Annotated in this window: 21 protein-coding genes; 9 read left to right on the top strand and 12 right to left on the bottom strand. The window is 69.5% G+C overall.

What is annotated here, in order from left to right; translation table 11 throughout:
• Genes treY through O3597_RS13170 form a run of 3 tightly spaced genes read left to right on the top strand, consistent with a single transcriptional unit; the run spans position 1 to position 5,182 of the window.
• Entirely contained in the window at positions 1-2,286 is a 2,286-nt protein-coding gene (treY, locus tag O3597_RS13180; protein WP_281604324.1) for a malto-oligosyltrehalose synthase, read from the top strand.
• A 16-nt stretch (positions 2,287-2,302) separates the two neighbouring features.
• Positions 2,303-4,027, top strand: a complete 1,725-nt coding sequence (treZ, locus tag O3597_RS13175) for a malto-oligosyltrehalose trehalohydrolase (RefSeq protein WP_281604323.1) — start codon at positions 2,303-2,305, stop codon at positions 4,025-4,027.
• 21 nt (positions 4,028-4,048) lie between these two features.
• The gene (locus tag O3597_RS13170; RefSeq protein WP_281604532.1) at positions 4,049-5,182 is read left to right on the top strand and encodes a DUF6236 family protein; all 1,134 of its coding nucleotides are present in this window, start codon (positions 4,049-4,051) and stop codon (positions 5,180-5,182) included.
• 116 nt (positions 5,183-5,298) lie between these two features.
• Here the strand turns inward: O3597_RS13170 and O3597_RS13165 are convergent, their stop codons facing one another.
• Both O3597_RS13165 and O3597_RS13160 read right to left on the bottom strand, forming a co-directional pair.
• Positions 5,299-5,871 carry an HD domain-containing protein gene (locus O3597_RS13165; RefSeq protein ID WP_281604322.1) on the bottom strand — a complete coding sequence of 191 codons (573 nt, stop codon included), beginning with the start codon at positions 5,869-5,871 and terminating at the stop codon, positions 5,299-5,301.
• Positions 5,868-6,992 (bottom strand): helix-turn-helix transcriptional regulator, encoded by a 1,125-nt coding sequence (locus tag O3597_RS13160; protein ID WP_281604321.1) that lies wholly within the window; start codon positions 6,990-6,992, stop codon positions 5,868-5,870. The genes O3597_RS13165 and O3597_RS13160 overlap by 4 nt, the downstream gene beginning before the upstream one ends.
• 196 nt (positions 6,993-7,188) lie before the next feature.
• Between O3597_RS13160 and O3597_RS13155 the strand changes: the two genes are divergently transcribed.
• Both O3597_RS13155 and O3597_RS13150 read left to right on the top strand, forming a co-directional pair.
• Complete coding sequence (locus O3597_RS13155) at positions 7,189-7,359, top strand: hypothetical protein (protein ID WP_281604320.1); 171 nt, start codon at positions 7,189-7,191, stop codon at positions 7,357-7,359.
• Positions 7,346-8,485, top strand: a complete 1,140-nt coding sequence (locus O3597_RS13150; protein ID WP_281604319.1) for a helix-turn-helix transcriptional regulator — start codon at positions 7,346-7,348, stop codon at positions 8,483-8,485. Before O3597_RS13155 ends, O3597_RS13150 begins: the two co-directional genes overlap by 14 nt.
• 23 nt (positions 8,486-8,508) lie before the next feature.
• Here O3597_RS13150 and O3597_RS13145 read toward each other — a convergent pair whose 3' ends face one another.
• The gene (locus O3597_RS13145) at positions 8,509-9,621 is read right to left on the bottom strand and encodes a hypothetical protein (RefSeq protein WP_281604318.1); all 1,113 of its coding nucleotides are present in this window, start codon (positions 9,619-9,621) and stop codon (positions 8,509-8,511) included.
• A 116-nt stretch (positions 9,622-9,737) separates the two neighbouring features.
• Complete coding sequence (locus O3597_RS13140) at positions 9,738-10,616, bottom strand: inositol monophosphatase family protein (RefSeq protein WP_281604317.1); 879 nt, start codon at positions 10,614-10,616, stop codon at positions 9,738-9,740.
• A gap of 181 nt (positions 10,617-10,797) precedes the next feature.
• On the opposite strand from O3597_RS13140, the gene O3597_RS13135 reads away from it, so the two are divergent.
• Positions 10,798-10,965: a hypothetical protein gene (locus O3597_RS13135; protein WP_281604316.1), complete on the top strand. Its 168-nt coding sequence runs from the start codon at positions 10,798-10,800 to the stop codon at positions 10,963-10,965.
• Between the two features lie 22 nt (positions 10,966-10,987).
• Here the strand turns inward: O3597_RS13135 and O3597_RS13130 are convergent, their stop codons facing one another.
• Positions 10,988-12,064, bottom strand: a complete 1,077-nt coding sequence (locus O3597_RS13130) for a hypothetical protein (RefSeq protein ID WP_281604315.1) — start codon at positions 12,062-12,064, stop codon at positions 10,988-10,990.
• A gap of 546 nt (positions 12,065-12,610) precedes the next feature.
• Here O3597_RS13130 and O3597_RS13125 point away from each other — a divergent pair.
• Positions 12,611-14,395 carry a cellulose binding domain-containing protein gene (locus O3597_RS13125; RefSeq protein WP_281604314.1) on the top strand — a complete coding sequence of 595 codons (1,785 nt, stop codon included), beginning with the start codon at positions 12,611-12,613 and terminating at the stop codon, positions 14,393-14,395.
• A gap of 117 nt (positions 14,396-14,512) precedes the next feature.
• Here O3597_RS13125 and O3597_RS13120 read toward each other — a convergent pair whose 3' ends face one another.
• Positions 14,513-15,484 carry a DMT family transporter gene (locus O3597_RS13120; protein ID WP_281604313.1) on the bottom strand — a complete coding sequence of 324 codons (972 nt, stop codon included), beginning with the start codon at positions 15,482-15,484 and terminating at the stop codon, positions 14,513-14,515.
• Positions 15,485-15,565: 81 nt separating this feature from the next.
• On the opposite strand from O3597_RS13120, the gene O3597_RS13115 reads away from it, so the two are divergent.
• The gene (locus O3597_RS13115) at positions 15,566-16,504 is read left to right on the top strand and encodes a LysR family transcriptional regulator (protein WP_164447272.1); all 939 of its coding nucleotides are present in this window, start codon (positions 15,566-15,568) and stop codon (positions 16,502-16,504) included.
• 78 nt (positions 16,505-16,582) lie between these two features.
• On the opposite strand, the gene O3597_RS13110 is transcribed toward O3597_RS13115, so the two are convergent.
• The 6 genes from O3597_RS13110 to O3597_RS13085 all read right to left on the bottom strand — a co-directional run bounded on the left by O3597_RS13110 (position 16,583) and on the right by O3597_RS13085 (position 22,097).
• Complete coding sequence (locus O3597_RS13110) at positions 16,583-16,933, bottom strand: UBP-type zinc finger domain-containing protein (protein WP_164447271.1); 351 nt, start codon at positions 16,931-16,933, stop codon at positions 16,583-16,585.
• Between the two features lie 130 nt (positions 16,934-17,063).
• A complete protein-coding gene (locus O3597_RS13105; protein ID WP_164447270.1) occupies positions 17,064-17,678 on the bottom strand; it encodes a GNAT family N-acetyltransferase in 615 nt (204 codons plus the stop codon).
• Positions 17,679-17,800: 122 nt separating this feature from the next.
• Positions 17,801-19,222 carry a tachylectin-related carbohydrate-binding protein gene (locus O3597_RS13100; protein WP_281604531.1) on the bottom strand — a complete coding sequence of 474 codons (1,422 nt, stop codon included), beginning with the start codon at positions 19,220-19,222 and terminating at the stop codon, positions 17,801-17,803.
• A gap of 839 nt (positions 19,223-20,061) precedes the next feature.
• Positions 20,062-20,556 carry a nitroreductase/quinone reductase family protein gene (locus O3597_RS13095; protein ID WP_281604312.1) on the bottom strand — a complete coding sequence of 165 codons (495 nt, stop codon included), beginning with the start codon at positions 20,554-20,556 and terminating at the stop codon, positions 20,062-20,064.
• Between the two features lie 111 nt (positions 20,557-20,667).
• The gene (locus tag O3597_RS13090; protein WP_281604311.1) at positions 20,668-21,396 is read right to left on the bottom strand and encodes a GNAT family N-acetyltransferase; all 729 of its coding nucleotides are present in this window, start codon (positions 21,394-21,396) and stop codon (positions 20,668-20,670) included.
• 119 nt (positions 21,397-21,515) lie between these two features.
• Positions 21,516-22,097: a carboxymuconolactone decarboxylase family protein gene (locus O3597_RS13085; protein ID WP_281604310.1), complete on the bottom strand. Its 582-nt coding sequence runs from the start codon at positions 22,095-22,097 to the stop codon at positions 21,516-21,518.
• A gap of 123 nt (positions 22,098-22,220) precedes the next feature.
• Here O3597_RS13085 and argG point away from each other — a divergent pair, with 123 nt between their 5' ends.
• On the top strand, positions 22,221-23,669 hold the full coding sequence (gene argG / locus O3597_RS13080) for an argininosuccinate synthase (RefSeq protein ID WP_164447268.1): 1,449 nt from the start codon (positions 22,221-22,223) through the stop codon (positions 23,667-23,669).
• Positions 23,670-23,685 lie beyond the last annotated feature (16 nt).

Raw genomic sequence — 23,685 nt, 5'->3', positions numbered from 1 at the left:
ATGCCCGCGAAGCCCGTCACCGCCACCTACCGGGTGCAGGTGCGCCCCGGCTTCGACCTGGACGCCACCGCCGACCTCGCCGGCTACCTCGCCGACCTCGGCGTCACCCACCTCTACAGCGCGCCGCTACTGGCCGCCGCCCCGGGCAGCGCGCACGGCTACGACGTCGTCGACCACCGGCAGGTCAACCCGGAACTCGGCGGCGAGGCCGGCCGGCAGCGGCTGCTGCGGGCGCTGCGCGACGCCGGTCTCGGTCTGGTCGTGGACATCGTGCCCAACCACGCCGGAGTGGCCGTGCCGGCAGCCAACCCGGCCTGGTGGGACCTGCTGCGCCGGGGCCGCGAGTCGGCGTACGCCGGCTGGTTCGACGTCGACTGGCAGCGGGGGCGGCTGCTGCTGCCGGTGCTCGCCGACACCCCCGACGCGCTCGACGACCTCAAGCTCGCCGACGGGGAGCTGCGCTACCACGAGCACCGCTTCCCGGTCGCCGACGGCACCGGCGACGGCACCGCCCGCGAGGTGCACGACCGGCAGCACTACGAGCTGGTGTCCTGGCGACGCGGCGACGCCGAACTGACCTACCGCCGGTTCTTCGCCGTCTCCAGCCTGGCCGGGCTGCGGGTGGAGGACCCGGACGTGTTTGCCGCCACCCACGAGCTGATCCTGGCCTGGACGGCGGCCGGCGAGGTCGACGGCATCCGGGTCGACCACCCCGACGGGCTGCGCGACCCCGCCGGCTACCTGGCCCGGCTGCGGGAAGCCGCCCCCGACGCCTGGCTGATCGTGGAGAAGATCCTGGAGTACGGCGAGGAGCTGCCCGGCTGGCCGGTCGACGGCACCACCGGCTACGACGCGCTGGGCGCCGTCGGCGGGCTCTTCGTCGACGGCGACGCCGAGGCCGACTTCACCGCCCTGGACACCCGCCTCGCCGGCCGGGCCACCTCCTGGGCCGACCTGACCCACGACACGAAACTCGGTGCCGCCACCCGACTGCTGGCCGCCGAACTGACCCGGCTGGCCGCGCTCGCCCCCGACGTCGACCCCGACGTCGCCCGCGCCGCCCTCGCCGAACTCGCCGCCGCCTTCGCCGTCTACCGGGGCTACCCGCCCGACGGGGCCCGGCACCTGGCCAACGCCCGCGCCGAGGCCGGCCGCCGCCGCCCCGACCTGACCGGCGCGCTGGACGCGATCACCCGCCGGCTCCGCGACCCCGACGACGAACTGGCCCGCCGCTTCCCGCAGTTCACCGGCGCGGTGATGGCCAAGGGCGTCGAGGACACCGCGTACTACCGGTGGAGCCGGTTCATCGCGCTGAACGAGGTCGGCGGCAGCCCCACCCACTTCGGCACCCTGCCCGGCCGGTTCCACCGCTTCGCCGCCGCCCGCCACGAGCGCTGGCCGGCGAGCATGACCACCCTGTCCACCCACGACACCAAACGCGGCGAGGACGTCCGCGCCCGCCTCGCCGTCCTCGCCGAGCTGCCCCAGCGCTGGGCCGACGCGGTCACCGGCTGGATGGCAGCGGTGCCGCTGCCCGACGCCGCCCTGGCCCACCTGCTGTGGCAGACCGCCGTCGGTGCCTGGCCCATCGAACGCGAGCGCCTGCACGCGTACGCGGAGAAGGCCGCCCGGGAGGCGGCGGCCTCGACCAGTTGGACGGACCCCGACCCGGCCTTCGAGCGGGCCATGCACGCCCTGGTCGACGCCATGTACGACGACCCGGCCGTCACCGAGAGGCTGGCCGCCTTCGCCGCCGAGATCACCCCGCCCGGCTGGTCGAACTCGCTGGGGCAGAAGCTCGTGCAACTGGCCATGCCCGGGGTACCCGACACCTACCAGGGCACCGAGCTGTGGGACAACTCCCTGGTCGACCCGGACAACCGACGCCCGGTCGACTTCGCCGTACGCCGGGAACTGCTGGCCCGGCTCGACGCCGGCTGGCAGCCGGCGGTGGACGAGACCGGCGCGGCGAAGCTGCTCGTGGTGTCGCGGACCCTGCGGGCGCGTCGCGACCACCCGGAGCTGTTCGGCGACTACCAGCCGCTCATCGTGCACGGGCCGGCGGCCCGGCACGCCGTGGCCTTCGACCGGGGCGGCGCGGTCGCCGTGGCCACCCGGCTGCCGCTGCGGCTGGCGGCGGCCGGCGGCTGGCGGGACACCACCCTGTCACTACCCGTTAAAGAGATGTCGTGCCTGTTCACCGGTCGGGTCTACAGTGGCTCTCAGGTCCGTCTCGTGGACCTGTTGACCACCTATCCCGTCGCGCTGCTGGTGCCCACCACCTGACCCGGGAGGCTGCGTCATGACCGAGTTCACCGTCTGGGCACCCGAGGCGACCCGGGTACGGCTGCACCTGCCCGGTGTCGCCGACCACGAGATGCGGGCCGGCCGGGGCGGCTGGTGGCGCGTCGAGGTGCCCGACGCCGGCACCGACTACGCGTTCCTGCTCGACGACGACGACCAGCCGCTGCCCGACCCCCGGTCGGCCTGGCAGCCGTCCGGCGTGCACGGGCCCAGCCGGACCTACGACCACGGCGCGTTCGGCTGGACCGACGGTTCCTGGACCGGCCGGCAGCTGCCCGGCAGCATCCTGTACGAGCTGCACGTCGGCACCTTCACCCCGGAGGGCACCTTCGACGCGGCGATCGGCAAACTCGACCACCTGGTCGACCTGGGTGTCGACCTGGTCGAGCTGCTGCCGGTGAACGCGTTCAACGGGGAACACAACTGGGGCTACGACGGCGTCTGCTGGTACGCGCCGCACGAACCCTACGGCGGACCGGACGGCCTGAAACGGTTCGTCGACGCTGCCCACGCTCGCGGTCTGGGGGTGATCCTCGATGTCGTCTACAACCATTTCGGGCCCTCCGGGGCCTACGCGCCGAAGTTCGCGCCGTACCTCGCCGAGCGCAACACCCCCTGGGGCAACGCGGTGAACCTGGACGGCCCGCACTCCGACGGGGTGCGCCGCTTCATCATCGACAGCGTGCTGATGTGGCTGCGCGACTACCACGTCGACGGGCTGCGCCTGGACGCCGTGCACGCCATGCCCGACACCCGCGCCGTGCACCTGCTCGAAGAGATCGCCGTCGAGGTCGAGAGCCTCTCGACCCACCTGGGCCGCCCGCTGTCCCTGATCGCCGAGTCCGACCTCAACGATCCCCGGCTCATCACCCCCCGCGAAGCCGGCGGCCACGGCCTGCACGCCCAGTGGAACGACGACGCCCACCACGCCCTGCACACCCTGCTCACCGGCGAACGGCAGGGCTACTACGGCGACTTCGGCACCATGGAATGCCTGGTGGAGGTGCTCACCGGCGGCTTCTTCCACACCGGCACCTGGTCCACCTTCCGCAGCCGCCAACACGGCCGCCCGGTCGACCAGCGCACGCCCGGCCACCGTTTCGTCGCGTACCTGCAGAACCACGACCAGATCGGCAACCGGGCCGTCGGTGATCGCCTCTCGGCCTCGCTCTCCCCGGCGTTGCTACGGGTGGGTGCGACCCTGCTGATGACCGCGCCGTTCACCCCGATGCTGTTCATGGGGGAGGAGTGGGCCGCCTCGACACCCTGGCAGTACTTCACCTCGCATCCGGAGCCGGAACTGGCCACCGCGGTCGTCTCCGGCCGCCGCGCGGAGTTCGCCGCCCACGGCTGGCCGCCCGGCGACGTGCCGGACCCGCAGGACCCGCAGACCTTCCTCCGGTCCCGGCTCGACTGGGCTGAGCTGGACAAACCCGAACACCGCGAGATGTACGACTTCCACCGCCGCCTGATCGCGCTGCGCAAGTCCCGCCCGGAACTGTCGGATCCACACCTGTTCGCGATGGAGGTACGCCACGGCGACCAGTTCCTGGTGATGCGCCGGGGTGGCTGCCTGGTCGCGGCGAACCTGGCCGGCAAGCCCCAGCGGGTGACCCTGCCGGGGGTGGCGAGGCGGGTTCTGCTGGCAACCGGGAGCGGTGTCACCGTGCAACGCGACCGCATCGAGTTGCCAGCAGAGACAGCAGCCATCGTCGCATTGTGATCCAGTGGACCCGAACCGGTGATGCTGGACATCAATCGTTGCTGTCACCATCGCGACAGTCGACTTGACCTTCTAGCGAAAGCTAGTTGGCTTGCGTCGGTTAGCTTGGGATTAGCCGGTGTTCTGGAGGTCGATATGGCCGGGATGCTCTACTATCCTTTCGCGAATGCGCCCCGGTCGGTTTTGCAGCGGGCGATCCTTTACTGGGATAATCTTGCGACGGTCGTGGCTCCGGGATGGGAAGCCAGGCTGAGCGCGTGGATGCGAGAGGTTCAGGATGCGGGCCTCTATCGACCACTCGAAGCCAATCGTGCATTCGACCCCTATGCGCTCCACGAGATCGAAGGGGAACTCGAACGTGTGCTGAGAAGGATTCCGACCGACGACCTGCTGCCGCCAACGGCACCGCCGAGCGGCGAATTCAGTACGCTCCACGTCGAAAAGCTGCATGGCAGCGTCGTCGATGAACTGCTGCAACGGCAGTTGGTGTATCCTCACCCGGACAGCCCCTCCCGGCTTGTGGCCGCGCCCGCCTTGCTCAACGTCGTGGTGAGCCTTGTCGCCGGACGAATCGCAGCCGAGCACAATGATCGTTCCGGTTGTATCGGGCCGGAAGGGTTGCGCCCGTACACGGACCATGAGGTTGCTCACCGCCTCGGTACGGAGCCGCTGTCGGACTATGACGTGACTGCCTGTTGGCACGTCGATGTAGGGTCGCTGCTGCCGGTTCCGAGCAGTGACATTCGAATCAACGATCTCGTCCGTTTTCGCGAAGAATATGATGACGAGCGTCAGCGACTGATGTTCGCAATCGATGAGATGCTTCACAGGCTGAAGCAGGCTGGCCGCCATCCGCAGGACGCCTTCAGTCTGGTCGAAAAAGAACTCAGCGAAGCGTTGACCGATGTGCGTGCTGCTGCCCAAGGTCGGAAGTTGAACCTTGTTGCTCGGCCGCTTGCGGTGACGGTCGCCATCGGGGCTGCCGGCATTGGGGCGATCGCCGAGCCGGCACTCGCTGTTCCTATGGGAGTCCTCTCCTCGCTCGTGGTGAATATGGCGACGGGTCGAATCCGGCGCGCCGGTAATGACTCAAGAAAAGTGGCAGACTTCAAGTACTTGCACCGCGTGAAAGAAGCAGTAGGAGGTGCTGCTTGAGCGATAATCGCGGGCTGAAAACAGCTAATCGGGGGCGAGGGTGATTAAGACGCTCTGCCGCATTCCGGCGCCGACGTTCGCGCGGGATGGGGTGAGTTGTGAACCTTTCAGGGGGCTTACGGGCGGCTTTGAAGCCAGGCGAGGGGTTGTCCGGTGAGGGCGGCGTCGGCGAGACGGTGGGCGGATGCGGTCTTGAGGGCGGCGCGGGAGCTGTCGATCCAGCGCTGAACGTTGTCGATGCCCTGATGCCGGTACTCGACGGCTTGGACGAGGCATTCGAGTTTGTCGGCGTCGCGGGCGACGATGGATTCGAGGGTTTCGCCTGCTTCGTACTCGGCGACGGCAGCGTTGATGACGTCGGCGACGACGGGTGGGCAGGCGGCGACCTGGTCGGCGGTGACGGTGGTGTTGGGCACGGCGGTGAGGTAACGCTTGGCGATGTGCGGGATGTCGGTGATCCGGGTTTCCTGGGTGTCGTGCAGGGTGCAGAGCATGGAGACCCGAGCCGGATCGGCGCCCTCCATCGAGGCGAGGATCATGCCGATGATCGCAGTGCGGAACGAGTGCTCGGCGATCGACTCAGGGTGCTTGACCCCGGCGAACCACCAGCCGGTGCGGGCGGCGCGTTTGAGCACACCTGCCTCGAAAATGAAGCGCATCGCCCCGGCGGCCTCGTGGTCGTCGCTCATGTGCCCGTCCTTGTGCCCGTGATTCCGTCCGCTCGCAGGCTGTAGACGATAGACGTTAGTTCCTGCCTGGACTGTGCAGAGATGCTGTGGTGATCGAGTAGGGCGGTGCTGCGGTCGACCAACGCTCGGCTGGTGGCAGGGTCGTCGTAGGAGAGTCCTCGCCGGGCGGCGAGCAGAGCCCACGTGTTGTGAATGTTGAGGTCCACGAACGGGTGTCCGGCTCTGAGGCGCGCCACCAGGTGGCGGAGGAGGCGTGACCCGCGCCAGTCGGTGCGAGCGGCGGGCGTGAAGGAGTCGTTTCGCTGGCGGTAGGGAAGTTCGCCGACCCAGTAGGCCGAGTAGTTCAGCGCCGCGTGCTGGCAGGCATCGTCCGGGTGGGCGCGTGCGATGAAGTCGCGGAGTGGTTCTGGGTTGCCTTGGTTGGCCAGCGAGGTGACCACTGATCGGGCGTCAGCCCACGTCGGTGACCAGGTGTGGAGGCTGGTCATCCGGCGTGCCGTCCGGGAGTTGTGCTGCGCGAGCCAGGAGGCGGACTCCTTCGTGGGATCGGTGCCGGCGAGAAAGCAGGCTTGCCGGTGTAGCAGGTCGTGCCGACCAGCGGCAGCACGTTCGGCCAGCACGTGAAGTTGCTGGAAGAAGGCGTGACGCTGATCGGCGGGGAGGATCGGTCCGTCGGCGACCGGACCTCGGCGCGGGTGAGGTGATGGGAGGTCTCTCACGAAGCTCGGTCGTCGGCCGGTGACCGCCCAGACGATCAGATCACTCAGCTGGTGGGTGAGCACCGACCAGCCAAGCGCTTGTTGACTCAGCTCGGCTCGCTCCATCTGCTGTTCAAGGATGTTGGCGACGATGGAGTCTGCCTCGGCGGCGTCGTCGACGGCGGAAAGCAATCGGACACTGGCTCCGAGCCTGCCAAGCTTTTGACGGATTGTGAGCGCCTGCCCGAAAGGCACGGCCGTGAAGGACCGTCGCCCGGATTCCCAGCTCTGCACCGTTGCGCGGTCGACCCCCAACTCGGCGGCGACTTGTTCCTGCGTCAACGGGATGGACTCGCGGATGAGCTTCAGCAAGTACCCGGTCACGTAGCCGTGCGGCCTGGACGATCGACCGTGAACCGACACCTATACCCCCACGTTGACCAGTGGTCGATGTTTGTCCCGCCGACTGCCTCTCTCGCGCGGAGCGTGGCCTGCGCATCCGTACTGCTGGTGAGTCCTACGACCGCCGTCGTGATCGTAGCGTCGTGATTACTGAGAGTGCCACATCCGGACCGTGATTCGAGTTCGGCCATGTCCGCACTGCTGGAAAGGACACGACATGTCTGGGGCACGCGACGAGTCGGCGGTGAGCCGGGGCGAGCAGGTAGAGGCCGCTGAGCGGGACGCGGCGAGGCGGCGGCTGCTGGAGCAGGCTGAGGCGGAGCGCGTACCGGTTGAGGAGACCACGTGGGCGGTGCCGGACCGGCGGTGGCGGCGTGAGCAGCGGTGAGCTGCCGATCGGTCGGCGGGTGGCGCGTTGGCGGGTCCGGCGTGGGATGACCCAGCAGATGCTCGCCGACCGGTTGGGTAAGTCGAAAAGCTGGGTGGACAAGGTGGAACGGGGTGCCCGGCGACTGGACCGGTACCCGACGATCCAGCAGATCGGCGACGTGTTGCGGGTGGATCCGATGGTGCTGCTCGGTCAGCGTCGCCCGCCGCGGCAGCAGGATGCCGGTACGCCGGACGGGGTGGACGGGATCCGGGCGGCGCTGGCCCGCTACGACCGGGCGCTCGGCGATCCTGTCTCGCCTGTCGAGGTGCGTCGGCAGGTCGAGCATGCCTGGTTGAGTTTCCAGCATGCGCACTACGCGCCGCTGGTGCGGGCGTTGCCCGGGCTGCTGGACGCTGCGCATGCGTCGCCGGCCCGGGAACTGCTGGTGCCGGCGTACCGGATCACCGCGTCGGTGCTGGTTAAGCTCGGTGAGGCCGACCTCGGCTGGCTGGCCGCGGACCGGGCGATGGGTGCGGCGGGCGGTGATGCGCTGCTGTCCGCGGCGGCGGCGGTGTCGGTGGGGCAGGCGTTACGGGCGCTGGGCCGGCACCGCCTGGCGCTGGCCATGACGGATGCCGCCGCGAGCCACCTCGGGCAACACCATGCCGCCGTACAAGGAACGTTGCTGCTTGAGGGTGCGCTGGCTGCCGCAGGGTGCGGCGAAGCCCGACGTGCCGCCGAGTTGACTGGATGTGCGGCCGGGCTCGCCGCCAAGGTTCGTGAAGACACTCAGCGGACTGGGTTCGGGCCGGCGGCCGTCGAGTTGGCGCGGGTGGTGGCGACGATCGAGTTGGGGGACGCGGGGGCGGCGGTGCACGGCCACTCGGTGGTCATGCGGCGGGACGGATGGCGGCGGTTGCCGGCCGAGCATCGGGGCGCGTATCTGGTGGACGTGGCGCGGGCGTACCTCCAAATCGGTGACCTGCGGGGTGCGGCCCGCGCGCTGGTCGACGCCGACGCCATCGCGCCGGCCGAGATCCGCTGCCGGCCGCTGGCGCGTACCGTCATCGCCGATCTTGCCCACCGTCACCCGGCACCGGCCGGCGTCGCCCGCCTGGCCACCCTCGTCGGCCTCACCCGCTGACCGGCCCGGCAGCGCGCGGCGGATCAGCGGCCGGCGCGTTTCCAGGCGCGGTAGAACTCCTTGTAGAGGAAGCGTTGCACCGGAGTGCCGGTGGCGGAGACCTGTTTGCCGAGCGCTCGTGCGCCGATCCACATTCCGGCGACCTTGGGTACGCCGGGCACCGACTCGGTCACCGACGCCACCCCGTTGACCAGCTCCTGTTCGACCGGCGAGAGCGCCACCCGGCGCAGGCCGAGTCGTTCCAAAAGTTGACGTTTCGCCCCGTTGATGTCGCGCGCGAGGCGGAGGTAGTCCTCGTCGGTGACGCAGCGGGCGACGGCGGCCCGCAGGTCGGCTGCCTTCTCCCGGTAGTCGGCGATCCGGGCGACGATCAGGTCGACCCATTCGCGTTCACCGATCCGGCCGGTCTCGCCCGCCTGCCAGAGACGGCCGCCCAACAGCGGAAGTTCGAGTTCGAGAAGTTGTACGCGGTGCGTGTCGCTGTCGTCTGCGGCCGTCACGAGGGACTCGTGGATCCCCCGGATGGCCTTGATGACGTCGAGGACCACCGTTTCCGTCGCACCCTCGGTGGAGAGGTCGAAGGTCAGCAGGAAGTCGCGCCGGACGGGATGGGCCTGATAGGACAGGCTAGTGGCGTCCGCGCGCGCTTGATACTTCAGCCCGCGCGCCAATGTCGCCGCGACGTAGACCTCCTCGCCAGGCGGTGCCATCAGTCGCAACGGCCCACGTAGCACGATCGAGGCCGCTCGTGCCCAGGTGCCGAAAGGGTCGTCCTCGACCCCGTCGGAGGTGGTGATTCGATCCGTGTGATGACCGGCTACCCGTACATTGGCAGCCTGGAAGGCGCACCAGCCGTGGATGCGCTTCGACAGCGAGTTCCGTGAGTCGGGCAGGGCATCGTCGCAGGTGACAGCCTGCCCGATGAACTGACCGAGGACCTGGTTGCCGCGCCAGCTCTGCAACTCGTGCAGCGCCGTGTCCTCGGCCTCGCGTACCCGACCGGTTTCGTCATCGGTCAGTTGCAGAGGATGCAGCAGCCCCGCGCCGGCCAGCGCCCGGAGGAGATAGGGCCTGGCCCCGAAGTCGACGGCCCTGGGGTGGGCGAGTACCGGGTGGGCCACCCACACCCGTTCCATGAAGATCAGCGATTGGATCAGTTCGACAAACGCTTGGCGGGCGAACGGGTCGTCGGGCCGAGTCGCGCGGTTCTGCGCAACGACGAAATCCTCCGCGCTGATGATCGACGTGACGTCTACGAGGACTTCGGTGTTCCGGTGGGGGAGTCCCGGGCTAGCTCCACGAACCACTTGACGGCCTCCGGGCGACCCATCACGGTGCTGGCGAAAGTCGGCTCTGGCTGGGCGAGCGTTTCCATGGGCACCGGCAGATGACGGCTCCCATTCACATCTGTGGACATTAGACCGACGATCTCACCGAGGCACAAGCCTGCGAGGCCGTCCCAGACCTTCTGGCGAGGGCGGTAGAAGAGGTCGAAACGCGGTGCGTCCGTCGTGAGATCGGTGAGGTTCAGGGCGGTACGCAGCATGTCCAGCGTCTGTGACGTGGTGCGCGTCTTCAGGGCGTAGCCGGCCTCGGCCATGGCAGTCTCATGCGGTGGGGCTTCCGATCGGGCGCTGCGGGTCAGGGATGCGACACGGACGGATTCGCTGTTGTACGCCGCCATGCTGCCGTTGACGGTGATCGTCTGGTTGGCCCGGGAGGCGACCACCACAATCGGCTTGCCGTCGTCTCCCAGCTCAGGCGCGACGATGAGCGCGGCAACCGGCTCCCGTCGCTCCAGCAAACAGACGACCGAGCAGAACTCGGTGCTGAGCGGATTGACGAATTCGGCGGTGCCATCGATAGGGTCGATCACCCAGATCCGCTCGGGTTCCTCGTCGTGACCGGGCCGCCAGGCACCGCTGCCCGACTCCTCCGCCAGCACGCGAGCCTCGGGGTCCACCGCGCGGATCTTGCTTATGATCATGTCTTCGACCGCGAGGTCGGCCTCCGTGAGCAGGGTGTGGTCGGCCTTCTCCTGCCTGTCCAACTCCGTAACCCGGGATCGGTACGAGGCGAGGACGGTCAACAGTTCCGTCGTCAGGTCGGCCCACAACGGGTCAAGATTCATCGACTCGACACTCCTCGCGACCGGCTCGGCACCGCCCTCGATCGATGGTCCCATCATTCCACTCCGGCACTCATTCGCTGAGCTGGCCCAGTGCCACCCCGCACCCGCCGGAGTAGTCCGCCTGGCCACACGGGTTGGCCTCACCCGCTGAACGCTTCCGGTCGGGCTGACCTTCTGATCTGTGGCAGTCGAGGTGGTCGACACGCCGGGCAGGAGACACCTTTATGCCGCGGATACCTCGCTTCACCGAACCGGTCCCGGCGTCCTGCTGGCCACCGGGGACGGCGTCACGGTGCAACGCGACCGCATCGAGCTACCGGCCGAGACGGCAGCGATAGCGGCGCTCTGAGCCGGGATCCGGTGGCCGCCGGCTACCAGAAGCGCCACCGGGTGGGATCCTCGTGGCCCTTCACCAGCCGGATCGAGGCGGCCAGCTTCAGGGCGTCGTCCCGATCCCCGACCGCGGCGGTAGCGGCCGGGGTGATGACCAGCTTCGCGACACACTCGGCGCACCCACCGGGAAGCTGCGCCACCCGGTAGATCCCAACGGTGCCGCCGCTCCGCGATTCCCGTGCGGTGGCCGGCCGGCCCGACACGGTGACGTCGTCGCTGTTTGCGGCGCTGCCGAAGCTATCCGTGTCGATACCGAGCTCGATGACAGGCCCCGGGTAATCGTGGTCGTCCTTAACCGGCGCCACCAGGTAGTCGGCGGAGGCGACGACAGGTCCGTCCGCTTCCCAACGCAGGTACGTACTTTTCCGCACGGCGCCGTCGGGCAGGCCGTCCACCTGGAACGGCAGGGCTCGTGGCGGGGTCTCCCAGCGAACGCCCTCGGCCACCTGACGGGCCATCTCGTCGCGACGCTCGGGAGTGCTCGCCGTGCTCAGCATCATCCGGATCCACGCGTCGGGCGCGTACTCCCAGGCCAGCACCCGATTTTGGTCTGACAGGGCCTGGACGGCGGGACGACCGTGCACCGGTTCGACGCGCTCTCTGGGAATGACGGCACTGCCCGAGTCTTCGTCGTAGGGCACGAAGTTGTGGACGTCCGCGCCCCGTGTTGCCATCAGGATCTCCACCTGCCAGGCGAAGTCCGACGAGAGGTGGTCCCCCCTGCTGGGCGAGGCGTCAGTCAGTGCGCCGGAGATCTCAAGTTTGTGCAGGTCGGGCCTGATGGTGTAGCTGGCGGTGCGGACGGGGCCGGGCAGATCGCCGAGGCGGAGCAACTGCCGGCCGAGGTCGAATTCGACGGGTGCTGAGGCGGTCAGGCCGCCGGAGGTGTCGCCCGTCTCCGGTGCCCGTCGGGTGGCCCAGACGGTCAGACCCGCCACCACCGCGACCACGATCACCATCCCGAGGATGAGGACCCGGCGACTGCGCACGCTGGCCGGAGGATCCTCGGCGCCGGAGGCACCTGATGCGCCGCCCGGCTCGTGCGAATCACTCACCATGGACTCCTCCCCGAGCCGGCGCGCCGTGCCGCAGCGCGACCGGGGCAGTCTACGACCGGCCCCTTCCTCGCCGCTGCTCGTGACCGGACCACCAGATCGTGTGGTGGAGGCCGGCCCTCGCCTTCCCGAGCCGGCCTCCACCACTTCCGTGACTGTGGCAGCGGAACTGTTCGACACGCCGCGCTCGGAACACCTGCACTGCCACAGTCGGCATCGGGCACGGGACACGACAGTGCGATGCAGGTGCTACAACTCCGTTGTCAGGTCGGTTCACAAAGGGTCACGGTTCATTGACAGGGCGCGGGCGGCAAACGATTGCAGTGCGTCGGGACGCACTGGCAAGATGGCTGTCGATGCGTCGCGTGGGAGTGGCAGCGATTGATGACCTGAGCCGAGGGCAACGGCCGGGCATCCGATGTACCTGATCGACTTGTAGCTGGGGGCGACGGCAGGCGGCCGGTCGGCTGCCCGCTCGGGCTGACCCCTGCCAGCTGCGCCGAAACGCCGCCACCTGCATCGCAGCGGCGGTAGAGAGGAAGCCCGATGAGGCTTGCCCATCCTGACACCGTCCCACCGTCCCGCCGCCGGGGAGCCGTCGCGGTCGCCGTGCTCGCCGCGACGACCTCGCTGGTCACCGTGGCGGGGATCCTGATCGCGCCACCCTCGCTGGCCGCGACACCCGACATCACCGTCAACACCTCGTCGAGCTATCAGACGATCGACGGGTTCGGCGCCGCGACGCCGATCTTCGGTGGTTCCGGTGACCCGTGGACGACGAGCGAAACCCAGACCCTCGTCGGTACGGGGCCGGGACAGCTCGGTCTGTCGATCGTACGGACCGTGGTGTCGCCCGTGACGAGCGAATGGGGTCTGTACGCGGCCAGCCTGCAAACGGCGAAGTCCTACGGATCCGACGTGAAGATCCTCGCCTCGCCGTGGACGGCGCCGGCCCACTTCAAGACGAACAACAGCAGGGTCAACGGCGGCAAGCTGAGGACCGACTACTACGACGACTATGCCGAGCACCTCAATAGTTACGTGCAGTTCATGAAGGGCCGGGGGGTCACCGTCGACGTGACCTCGATCCAGAACGAGCCGGACTGGCACCCCGACTACGACTCGATGGACTGGACCGGCACCGAGATGCGCAACTTCGTCCGCGACCACGGTGCCCGGGTCAGGGACACCCAGCTCATGGTCGGCGAGTCCCTGCGGTTCGCGCGCCAGTACTCCGACCCCACCTTGCAGGACGCCACCGCGCGCAACAACATCGGTTACGTCGGCGGCCACCTGTACGACGCCGAGAACAGCGGGAACCTGTCGCCCTACCCGCTGGCCGCGCAGTACGGCAAGAACCAGTGGATGACCGAGTGGAATCTGCACGCCGCCGACGGAAACGGCGCGAACATCTGGGGAGACCCCGGCAACACGGCCGTCTGGAACGAGACCCTCGACGACATCATGCGGACCGTGCACCGGTCGATGGAGGCGAACTGGAGCGCCTACATCTGGTGGTACGGCCGCCGCTTCTACTCCTTCATCGGTGACGGCGACGCGCAGTACGGCACCACCAAGGGCGCGGTCCTCAAGCGCGGCCAGGCGTTCTCCCAGTACGCGAAGTACGTCCGTCCCGGTGACCGCCGGGTGGGCGTGTCGAAGAGTTCGCGGGCTTCCGGGCTGGAGGTCACCGCCTACCGTGGCCGGGGCAAGGTCGTGCTGGTGCTGCTCAACCGGTCGAACAACGCGGTCAACGACGCGGTCGTCCAGGTGCCGCAGAACATCTCGGCGGCCGAGTACACCGTCACCTCGCGGACCTCGGGCGCCCAGTCGCAGGCGGTGAACGTCAGTGGGGGCCAGGCGACCGTGAACGTGCCCGCCCGGAGCATCTCCACGATCGTCCTGACCGAGGGGTCCGCCTCGCCGACGCCGACGGCCACTGCGACGCCGACGCCAACGGTCAGCCCGACCCCGACCCCGACCCCGACGCCCACCCCGACGCCGACCACCGGACCCACGGGGACGTGTCGGGTGACCAACGCGGTCAACGCGTGGAACAACGGTCTGGTGGACAACATCACCATCACCAACACCGGTACGAGCGCCGTCAACGGCTGGTCGCTGAGATTCACCCTCGCCGCCGGGCAGACGATCACCTCCGGCTGGGGTGCCACGTACTCACCGACCAGCGGTCAGGTGACCGCGACGAACGTCAGCTACAACCCCGCCATACCGCCAGGAGCCTCCGTCACCATCGGCTTCCAGGCCACGCACAGCGGCAACGACGCCCCACCCACCGGCTTCACCCTCAACGGCGCCACCTGTAGCTGAGCAGCGAAGTTCCCGTCGAAGCGGTGCACGCCGGCCCAGCCGGCGTGCACCGCCCGACCGCTGGTTGCCCGCACACGACGCGAGTCGCCGACTCGCGTCGGCGGATGTCCGACCCCGTCAGCGGCGCGTCGCGAAGACCACGCCGGTCAGGCAGAGCGCGCCGCCCAGCAGGGCCAGCGGTGCCGGCACCTCGCCCAGCAGCGTCCAGGACAGCAGGACGGTGACCGGCGGGACCAGGTACGTGGCGGCGGTGGTGCGCCCCGCCGTCCAGCGAGACAGCACGTAACCCCAGGTGAGGAACCCGATCGCGGTCGGGAACACGCCCAGGAACAGCACGCCGACGGTGGCCGGTGGCGGGGCTGCCGCGAGTTCCGCCAGCAGCGTGGGGGCGAACGGCAGCAGGGCCGCCGTCCCGGCCAGCGCGCCGAGCCAGGTCATCGTCGGCGCGGCCATCCGCGCCAGGAGGCGCTTCTGCAGCAGTACGGCGAAGGCGTACAGCAGGGCGGAGAGCACCGCCAGCGCGACGCCGACCTGGTCGGCGTGCCCGGTGAAGCCACTGGCCGCGATCAGGGCCACGCCAACGAAGGCGACCGCCACCCCGACACCGAGCCGGCGGGTGAGCCGCTCGCCCAGGACGAGGACCGCGGCCACCGCGACCAGGATGGGCGCGACCGCCACGAGCAGGGCCGCCGTCCCGGCGTCGACCAGCCGTTCGGCGGCGTTGAGCGCCACGTTGTACCCGCCGAACCAGGCCACGCCCCACAGTGCGACGAGTCCCAGCACCCCACCCCGGGGCAGGGTGCCCGGGCGGGTCCCCACGTGCGGCGTGCGGGCGCGCCGGCGGCCGGCGGTGACCGCGACGAACACGCTCAGCGCGGCCGACGCCGCCACCATGCGGCCCAGGGCCATCGCGCCGGGGGAGTAGTCGTGCCCGGCGAACCGGATGCCCACGAACGCCGAGGCCCAGAGCACGACCGTGGTCCCGGCCGCGGCGACGATCGGCCAGGACCGGGGCCGGTCCTCCGGCCAGGTGTACGCGGGCACGGCTCGGATCGGGGCGGCGGGCTCGGTCATCGACGGGCTGCTCATGGGGTGATTCTCGGCCGCCCGACGATTCAGCACCAGCGACTGTTCCTTCACAACGATTAAGTCGCGCTTTATCGTTGGGCGGTGCTTGACGTTCACCGCCTCCGGGTCTTCCGTTCCGTCGTGGCGTCCGGGTCCGTCCAGGCCGCCGCCACCAACCTCGGCTACACCCCCTCCGCCGTCAGTCAGCACCTCACCGCACTGCAACGCGAGACGGGTCTCACCCTCCTCGCCAAGGCAGGGCGGGGGTTGCGGCCCACGGCCGCCGGGCACGCTCTCGCCGCCGAGGCCGACCGGGTGCTCGCCCGGGTCGGCGCGGCCGAGTCGCTCATCGCGGATCTGCGCACCGGCCGCACCGGCACACTGTCCATCGCGTACTTCGCGTCGGTGGGCGCGGCGTGGATGCCACACGTGGTGCGGTCCGTCCTCACCGGCTTCCCCGGCGTACGGCTCGACCTGCAACTGCGCGAACACATCCCGGACAGCCGGGAGGAGCGCGCCGACGTGCAGGTGGTCGTGGCGGGTGGCGGCTTCGACCCCGGGCCGGGCTTCACCGCCCATCACCTCCTCGACGATCCGTACGTCGCGGTGGTGCCGGTCGGGCACCGCCTCGCCGGCCGGACGGAGGCCGACCTGGTCGACCTCGCCGACGAGCGCTGGGTCGACAACGACTTCGCCCGGGGCTGGTGCCGCGCCAACCTGCTCGAAGCCTGCACCGCCGCCGGTTTCCGCCCGGCCTTCCGGGTCGAGGCGCACGACTACCGGACCGCGTTGGCCTTCGTCGCCGCCGGCATCGGCCTCACGGTGCTCCCCGCGCTCGGCGCGGCACACCTGCCCGAGGGCGTGACCTGTGTGCGGCTGCTCCGCCCGACGCCGACCCGGTCGATCCACGTGGTGGTGGACGACGCCGTCGAGCACACCCCGGCGGCCCGGACGGCGGTCGCCGCCCTGCGCGACGCCGCCCACTCCGCCCCACCGCTCGATGCTGATCATGCACTTGTCGCACCTGACGGAGCGGGGTGACTCCGGAGTTCCGGGTGCCGGAACCGCATGACCTCGTCGAGTTCAGGCGAGGGTACGCCGATGCTCCGAGGACAGGGTCTAGCGGTGCAGGTGGCGCTTCCAGTCGGCCGGCACCCGGTCGGCCGGGGCCGGTGCGCCCTGCTCCGGGGGACGGTGCGCCGGTGCCACCAGCGACGGACCCTGCTCGTACAGCACCTGCTCGTCGTAGTCCCAGAACCACTCCTCGCCGGGCTCGAAGCTGCGGACGAACCGGTGCCCGGTCGCGGCGTGGTGGGCGCTGGCGTGCTGGCTGGGCGAGGAGTCACAGCATCCGACGTGACCGCACTGGCCGCACCGCCGGAGATGGAACCACCAGCCCGGCGGGTCGGCCGCCATGCAGTCGGCGCAGCCCGGGCCGCTCGGCGGCACCTCCGGGTCGATGCCTTCCATGGCGTGTCCTCTCCGTCAAGCGGTCCGCCCGGTGGCGAGCACCGCGCGCCAGCAGCCGGCAACTCTACCCCCGGCCAGTCCGGGCGGGTCACCCCCTGGTTCCTCGCCGCACGGTCCCCGGTCGGGCAGCTCACCCGGGACGGGTGGCCCGCCACTCCTCGCGGGTGATGGCGTATTCGACCTCGCCCTGTTCCGTCCCGGGCAGCGGATCGTCCCAGGACGGGAAGAAGGTGCGGATGTAGCGCAGGCCGACCGCCTCCATCACCCGGCGGGATCCGGTGTTCACGGTCATGGTCTGCGCGATGACCCGACGCTGGCCGACCGTGTCGAAGGCGTGCCGCAGCAGTTCCCGGCTGGCCTCGCTGGCCAGACCCTTGCCCCAGTGCCGGCGCGGCAGGCGGTAGCCGAGATCGCTGACCGTCGGGTCGTCCGGCTGGTCGGGGCCGTGTGCCGGCGGCAGCATCATCAGCCCGACAAACTCGCCGTCGTCCTCGGCCGGCGGCGGCGTCGAACCGCGCGCCCCGCCGTCGGTGCCGAACGCCATCCAGTAGCCCAGGCCGTCCACCTTGTCGGCCAGTGCCATCCGGTTCGCGTGCGATCCGATCACCTCGTCCCTGGTGCGGGCCCGGCCGTAGAGGTAGCGCAGCACTTCGGGGTCGGAGTCCAGCTCGACCTCCAAATCGAGGTGCCGGTCGGCGAGCGGAACCAGCAGCAGACGATCGGTACGCAGAATCGGTTGCGGCATCGGGCCACGATCGCATGTCAACGGCACGCTGGACCGTGCGGGGATGGCCTACCGCGTCGGCAGCACGGCACGGCACAGCGCGCCCGGCCGAGGGCCGGGCGCGCCGTGACGGTGTCCGCCGATCAGATGAGGATGTTGAAGTTGTTCCAGCCGCTGCCGATCTGCCGGTACTGGCTGTACGGGATGCCATCGTCCCGGACGAAGTTGTTCGAGTAGAGCAGAAGCGTGCCGGTGGTGGTGCGGGCCACGAGGTCGGCGAAGCCGTCTCCGGTGACGTCGGCGCCGATGATCGTGTTGAAGTTGTTCCAGCCGCTGCCGATCTGGCGGGAGGCTGAGGTGCTGTAGGGGTCGCCGTCGTCGCGGACGAAGTTGTTGGAGTACAGCCAGAGGGTGCCGTCCGGCTTGCGGGCCACGAGGTCGGCGAAGCCGTCTCCGGTGACGTCGGCGCCGATGATCGTGTTGAAGTTGTTCCAGCCGCTGCCGATCTGGCGGGAGGCTGAGGTGCTGTAGGGGTCGCCGTCGTCGCGGACGAAGTTGTTGGAGTACAGCCAGAGGGTGCCGTCCGGCTTGCGGGCCACGAGGTCGGCGAAGCCGTCTCCGGTGACGTCGGCGCCGATGATCGTGTTGAAGTTGTTCCAGCCGCTGCCGATCTGGCGGGAGGCTGAGGTGCTGTAGGGGTCGCCGTCGTCGCGGACGAAGTTGTTGGAGTACAGCCAGAGGGTGCCGTCCGGCTTGCGGGCCACGAGGTCGGCGAAACCGTCCCCGGTGACGTCGGCGTGCACGACCGTGTTGAAGTTGCCCCAGCCGCTGCCGATCTCACGGGAGGCCGAGGTGCTGTACGGATCCCCGTCGTCGCGGACGAAGTTGTTCGAGTACAGCATCAGCGTCCCGTCGGTCGTCCGCCCCACCAGGTCGTGGAAGCCGTCACCCGTCACGTCGGCGACCCAGGGCTCGGGCTCGACTGGAGGGGTTTCCTGGGTGACTCCGACGGCCGTGGTGAAACCCTCGATCTGGGAATTGTTCTTGTAGTTGTAGTAGGTGTGCCGAGCGACCCGATCACTGGTGTTGCCCTCGATCGTGCGGAGGGTGGTTCCTGACAACGACGTCACGATGCCCACGTGGTCGATGTCGCCGTTGTTGCCCCAGTCGAAGGTGACCGCGTCACCGGGCTTCGGGACGTAGCTGCTGCCGCGGGAATGCCAGGTGCCCTGGTTCTGCCCGTACGTCTTGAAGGACCGGGCGTAGCCGTCGATCTGCGACATGCCGGAGGTGACGCCGGCTTCCCGCCACACGTACTTCGCGAACGCGGCACACCAGGCGTACCAGTCACCCCCACCGCCCCAACCGGCCCGGCCTCCGCAGGACGGCCAGCCGAACATCACGCCGCCGTAGTAGCTGCAGTTGTTCCCGATCTCGTGGTTGCGGCTGGAGTTGTTCAGTTCGCGCGTCGCGATGCTGACGATGCCGGCCCTCGTCGGGGCGGCGTGGGCGGCCGGCGCGACGAGAGCCGACCCGCCGGCGACCCCGACCGCGATCGCGACCACAAGCAAGCGACGACCAATTCTTGTTCTATTCATTTGATTCCCATGGATTGTGCCCCTCGTCGAGTGACCAGAGGCTTGTCGAAAAATGACCCGCAATGGATGGGTGCACGCAAAAATCAGCACCATCTGTTGCAGTGGTAATGCCCGTCTCGCTGGGCATGGTGCAGCCGACAGTCGTCACTGTCGCCGATTACTGTGACGTTCCGGAACTTCTCCCGGCGATGGTCAGCCGAAGTGGTCTCGGCTGCCGTAGAGGTGCCGGGAAGGACTCGCCGAGTGGTAGGGACCCGGGCTCATGATGGGTCCAGCGCCGACGTTTCCGAAACTGGTCTCGTCCAGATGGTCAACGCCGCTCGTCGTGTCTCGAGCCAAGCGAGCGGGTTAGTTTCTGCCCGGGAGCAGACGTCTAGCCGCCGTACCAGTCGTACGTCTCGGCCAGCCCAGACTTACCGGGCGCCGGTGCCGTTCACGCCGTCCCCCACGCACCGCCGTCCGCTTGGACACTCCCCGACGGCGGCCTGGGCCGCCACAGGTGGTGCGGCGACGAACATGACCGTCGGAAGGCCGAACACGGCCACGATCTGTCGGAACCTATTCACAAAATCCCCCGTTCGCGCGATGTGCCGATTCTTTACCTGCGCGGGCCATGCCTCCTTTCGTGTGCGCACGCATTTGCCGACGCGGCCCCTGCCGGGAAACGCGACGTTCTTTCGGCCTCGCCATCGCAGCATACGGTTCCGGTCGATGTCCTGTCAGCCCCGGAACCCCTTGCGGCTCGAAGTTTTTGGAACAAGTTCCGGTTGGCCTGGCGTGATGCCCAGAATTCTCGCCGTGCCTGGTCACTTTTCCGCTCGGGGCAGTATCCGGAACACCGGGTATTCGGCGGCGATTCGCGCGAACTCCGCGAGCGGCGCCCCCCGGTGGACCGGCAGGTGCGGTCTCGCGCCCGGAGCCTTCTCCAGATAGTGGCGCAGGATCGGTGCCCGCCGCTCGACCGGCTCCTCCACCAGCAGCACCGGTCGGCGGTGGCCGTGTCGCAGCACCGCCCGCCCGGCGGCGGCCCGTACGTTCCGTACCCAGTTCGCCCGCTCGCCGAGCATCGACACCAGGTACCGCCGGCCGTCGTGGTCGACGGCGACCACGGGGAACGACACCGTCCGGCCGCTACGCCGACCGGCCACCTCCAGGGTGACCCAGTTGCCGGGGGCGAGAAAGCCCGCCGAGAACTGCCACGCCGAGACGCGGTTCATCGACCGCGCCAACCAGTTCGGTCTGCCGCTGCGGTACATCCACCGCTTGAACCGGTGGAGCCGTCGGTCGCTGACCTGGTCCATGGTGGGTCCTTCCCGGCGTCGCGTCCCTCGCGTCGACGGTAGGGCGGTGGCTGTCGGTTGCTAAGGGGCGGAAGTCCCGAGGCGGGTGGGGTGCGCCCGGCGGTGGACACGTCACCTTGCGTCGCGGCCGTCGACGCGGACGCTGAGCTGGGCGCCGAGTTCGCGGAAACCGAGCGCCCGCGCCACCCGACGGGAGGCTGCCGGTCGAGCCCGCCACTGGGGCAACAACCCCTTCGCCAGGCCGTCCGCCGTTGCCGCAGCGGCGACGGTGCGGGCGAAGCCGCGCCCACGCCGGCACGGCGCGGTCAGCACGCTCAGGTGAGCCACCCGTCCCGGCCAGTGCCGGTAGCCGGCCGCCGCGACGATGGCCGTTCCGGCCCGGAGGACGTACGCGGCAGAGGTGATCTCGACCAGCCCGCACTCCGCCGCGTCCTCGGCCGGGACCGACGCCAGGAAGTCGACAAGATCAGGGTGGTGGACGGGTAGCTGCTCCGTGGCCTGCAGCCGGTGCGGTCGGTAGCTGTGGTCGTCGCGGTAGGCCAGGGCGGCCGGACCCAGCACCTCTGCGACTGGCAGCACGGCGGACAGTCGATCGGGGTCGGTCAGCGCATCGACCGGGAGTGTGCGGCAGGCGCGCGTCACCAGGCCCACCAGGTCATCCGTCGGTACCGTACAGATCGCGGCGTCACCCAGGGCGACGACGCCGACCCAGCCCGGCGGGCACATCGACGAGTTCGCCGAGGCCGCCACCGCGACCTGCCGGGCGGGAAAGCTGATCGGTGAGCCGGCCAGCCCGGTCCACACCTGCCGGGCCCGTGCCAGCAACGGGTCGACGTCCATGTCGGCAGCCTGCTGCCCGATCGCGGGCGTCGGCCACTGATATTCACCTCGCCTCAACCGCCCGTCCGGCCGTGTGACCCGTCCGCCCCGCCATGACCGGCTCAGCAGGCGGGCGCCGATCATGTCAGCGAGGTTGCGTGGCTCGGCTGGGCCAGGGGCGGTAGGCCACATGCCGCCGCCAAGCCCTGCGCCTCGATGCCGAGCGCGACGTTCATCCGCGCGGCCAGGTTCGCGGCGGCGACGAACGCGGTGAGTTCGACCAGCGCCGGGGCCCCGAGTTGGTTGAGCAGTCGGGCGGAAAGGTCGTCGCTGACCGTGGGTGGGGTCTGCGACATCGCCTCCGCGTACGCCAGGACGTCGCGTTCCAGCGCGGTGAAGACCTCCGATTCGCGCCACCGGGGCACCTCGCGGGCCTTGGTCAGGTCGAGCCCTTCGTTGTGCGCCTGGAAGTAGCCCAGGTCGAGGCAGAAGGAGCAGCCGATCAGGGAGACGGCCGCCATGTGGGCGTACGACTTGAGATCCTGGTCGCAGGCGTTCCACCGGGTGGCTGCCCGTCCCATGCCCATGCTGGTGCGCAACACCCGCCGGTTGTGCCCCATGACTCCGAGCGCGTCGGGCACCGCGCCGAACTTCTTCCTGATGATCCGCTTGAGCAGTGCGCCGTGTACGCCGGTGAGTTCCGCCGCGGGAATGCGGGCCATGTCTCCTCCTCGCCTGTCGGTCCTGCCCGTCCAGACACCGGGCGGTGAGGTGCTGTGACAGGCCGGCCGGAAACACCAACCGACCGTTTGCATGACCATACGCAATGGTGCATACTTTTCCTTGTGTCCAAGGTCCTGACCTCCCTGCCCAGTGGTGAACGTGTCGGCATCGCCTTCTCCGGCGGCCTCGACACCTCCGTCGCGGTCGCGTGGATGCGCGACAAGGGCGCCATCCCGTGCGCCTACACCGCCGACATCGGCCAGTACGACGAACCCGACATCGCCTCGGTGCCCGACCGGGCACTCAGCTACGGCGCCGAGGTCGCCCGGCTCGTCGACTGCCGCGCGGCCCTGGTGGAGGAGGGCCTTGCCGCGCTGACCTGCGGCGCCTTCCACATCCGCTCGGGCGGGCGGGCCTACTTCAACACCACGCCGCTGGGGCGCGCGGTCACCGGCACGCTGCTGGTGCGGGCGATGATCTCCGACGACGTGCAGATCTGGGGCGACGGCTCGACCTTCAAGGGCAACGACATCGAGCGGTTCTACCGCTACGGCCTGCTGGCCAACCCGCAGCTGCGCATCTACAAGCCGTGGCTGGACACCGACTTCGTCAGCGACCTGGGCGGCCGCAAGGAGATGTCGGAGTGGCTGCTGGCCCGGGACCTGCCGTACCGGGACAGCACCGAGAAGGCGTACTCCACCGACGCCAACATCTGGGGTGCCACGCACGAGGCGAAGACGCTCGAACACCTCGACACCGGCATCGAGACGGTCAACCCGATCATGGGCGTCCGGTTCTGGGATCCGTCGGTGGAGATACCCACCGAGGACGTGACGATCGGCTTCGACCAGGGCCGGCCGGTGACCATCAACGGCAAGGAGTTCGGCAGCGCGGTCGACCTGGTGCTGGAGGCCAACGCCATCGGCGGCCGGCACGGACTCGGCATGTCCGACCAGATCGAGAACCGGATCATCGAGGCCAAGAGCCGCGGCATCTACGAGGCCCCCGGCATGGCGCTGCTGCACGCCGCGTACGAGCGGCTGGTCAACGCCATCCACAACGAGGACACCCTGGCCAACTACCACAACGAGGGCCGTCGGCTGGGTCGGCTGATGTACGAGGGCCGGTGGTTGGACCCGCAGGCGCTGATGCTGCGTGAGTCGCTGCAGCGCTGGGTGGGCACGGCCGTCACCGGCGAGGTGACGCTGCGGCTGCGTCGGGGTGAGGACTACTCGATCCTGGACACCACCGGCCCGGCCTTCAGCTACCACCCGGACAAGCTGTCGATGGAGCGTACGACGGACTCCGCCTTCGGCCCGGCCGACCGCATCGGCCAGCTCACCATGCGCAACCTCGACATCGCCGACTCGCGGGCCAAGCTGGAGCAGTACGCGCACCTGGGCATGGTCGGCGGCGCTCCGCAGCGGGTGGTCGGTGCGGCCCAGGCGGCCTCGACCGGGCTGATCGGCGCGATGCCGGAAGGTGGCGCGGAGGCCATCGCCTCCCGGGGGGTCCCGTCGGCGGAGGACGAGGCGCTCGACCGGGCCGCGATGGAGTTCGGGGTCGACTGACCCGCCGGTCCTTGGC

This window comes from Verrucosispora sp. WMMA2044, from assembly GCF_027497155.1.
GTDB lineage: Bacteria > Actinomycetota > Actinomycetes > Mycobacteriales > Micromonosporaceae > Micromonospora > Micromonospora palythoicola.
The sequence above is the reverse complement of the archived record's forward strand: the minus strand, read 5'-3'. Positions and strand labels throughout refer to the sequence as shown.

Coding starts and splice junctions, on each gene's coding strand:
- treY (WP_281604324.1), top strand. CDS start 1: ATGCCCGCGAAGCCCGTCACCGCCACCTACCGGGTGCAGGTGCGCCCC.
- treZ (WP_281604323.1), top strand. CDS start 2,303: ATGACCGAGTTCACCGTCTGGGCACCCGAGGCGACCCGGGTACGGCTG.
- O3597_RS13170 (WP_281604532.1), top strand. CDS start 4,049: ATGCTGGACATCAATCGTTGCTGTCACCATCGCGACAGTCGACTTGAC.
- O3597_RS13165 (WP_281604322.1), bottom strand. CDS start 5,871: ATGAGCGACGACCACGAGGCCGCCGGGGCGATGCGCTTCATTTTCGAG.
- O3597_RS13155 (WP_281604320.1), top strand. CDS start 7,189: ATGTCTGGGGCACGCGACGAGTCGGCGGTGAGCCGGGGCGAGCAGGTA.
- O3597_RS13145 (WP_281604318.1), bottom strand. CDS start 9,621: ATGGAACGGGTGTGGGTGGCCCACCCGGTACTCGCCCACCCCAGGGCC.
- O3597_RS13140 (WP_281604317.1), bottom strand. CDS start 10,616: ATGAATCTTGACCCGTTGTGGGCCGACCTGACGACGGAACTGTTGACC.
- O3597_RS13125 (WP_281604314.1), top strand. CDS start 12,611: ATGAGGCTTGCCCATCCTGACACCGTCCCACCGTCCCGCCGCCGGGGA.
- O3597_RS13120 (WP_281604313.1), bottom strand. CDS start 15,484: ATGAGCAGCCCGTCGATGACCGAGCCCGCCGCCCCGATCCGAGCCGTG.
- O3597_RS13110 (WP_164447271.1), bottom strand. CDS start 16,933: ATGGAAGGCATCGACCCGGAGGTGCCGCCGAGCGGCCCGGGCTGCGCC.
- O3597_RS13105 (WP_164447270.1), bottom strand. CDS start 17,678: ATGCCGCAACCGATTCTGCGTACCGATCGTCTGCTGCTGGTTCCGCTC.
- O3597_RS13095 (WP_281604312.1), bottom strand. CDS start 20,556: ATGGACCAGGTCAGCGACCGACGGCTCCACCGGTTCAAGCGGTGGATG.
- O3597_RS13090 (WP_281604311.1), bottom strand. CDS start 21,396: ATGGACGTCGACCCGTTGCTGGCACGGGCCCGGCAGGTGTGGACCGGG.
- O3597_RS13085 (WP_281604310.1), bottom strand. CDS start 22,097: ATGGCCCGCATTCCCGCGGCGGAACTCACCGGCGTACACGGCGCACTG.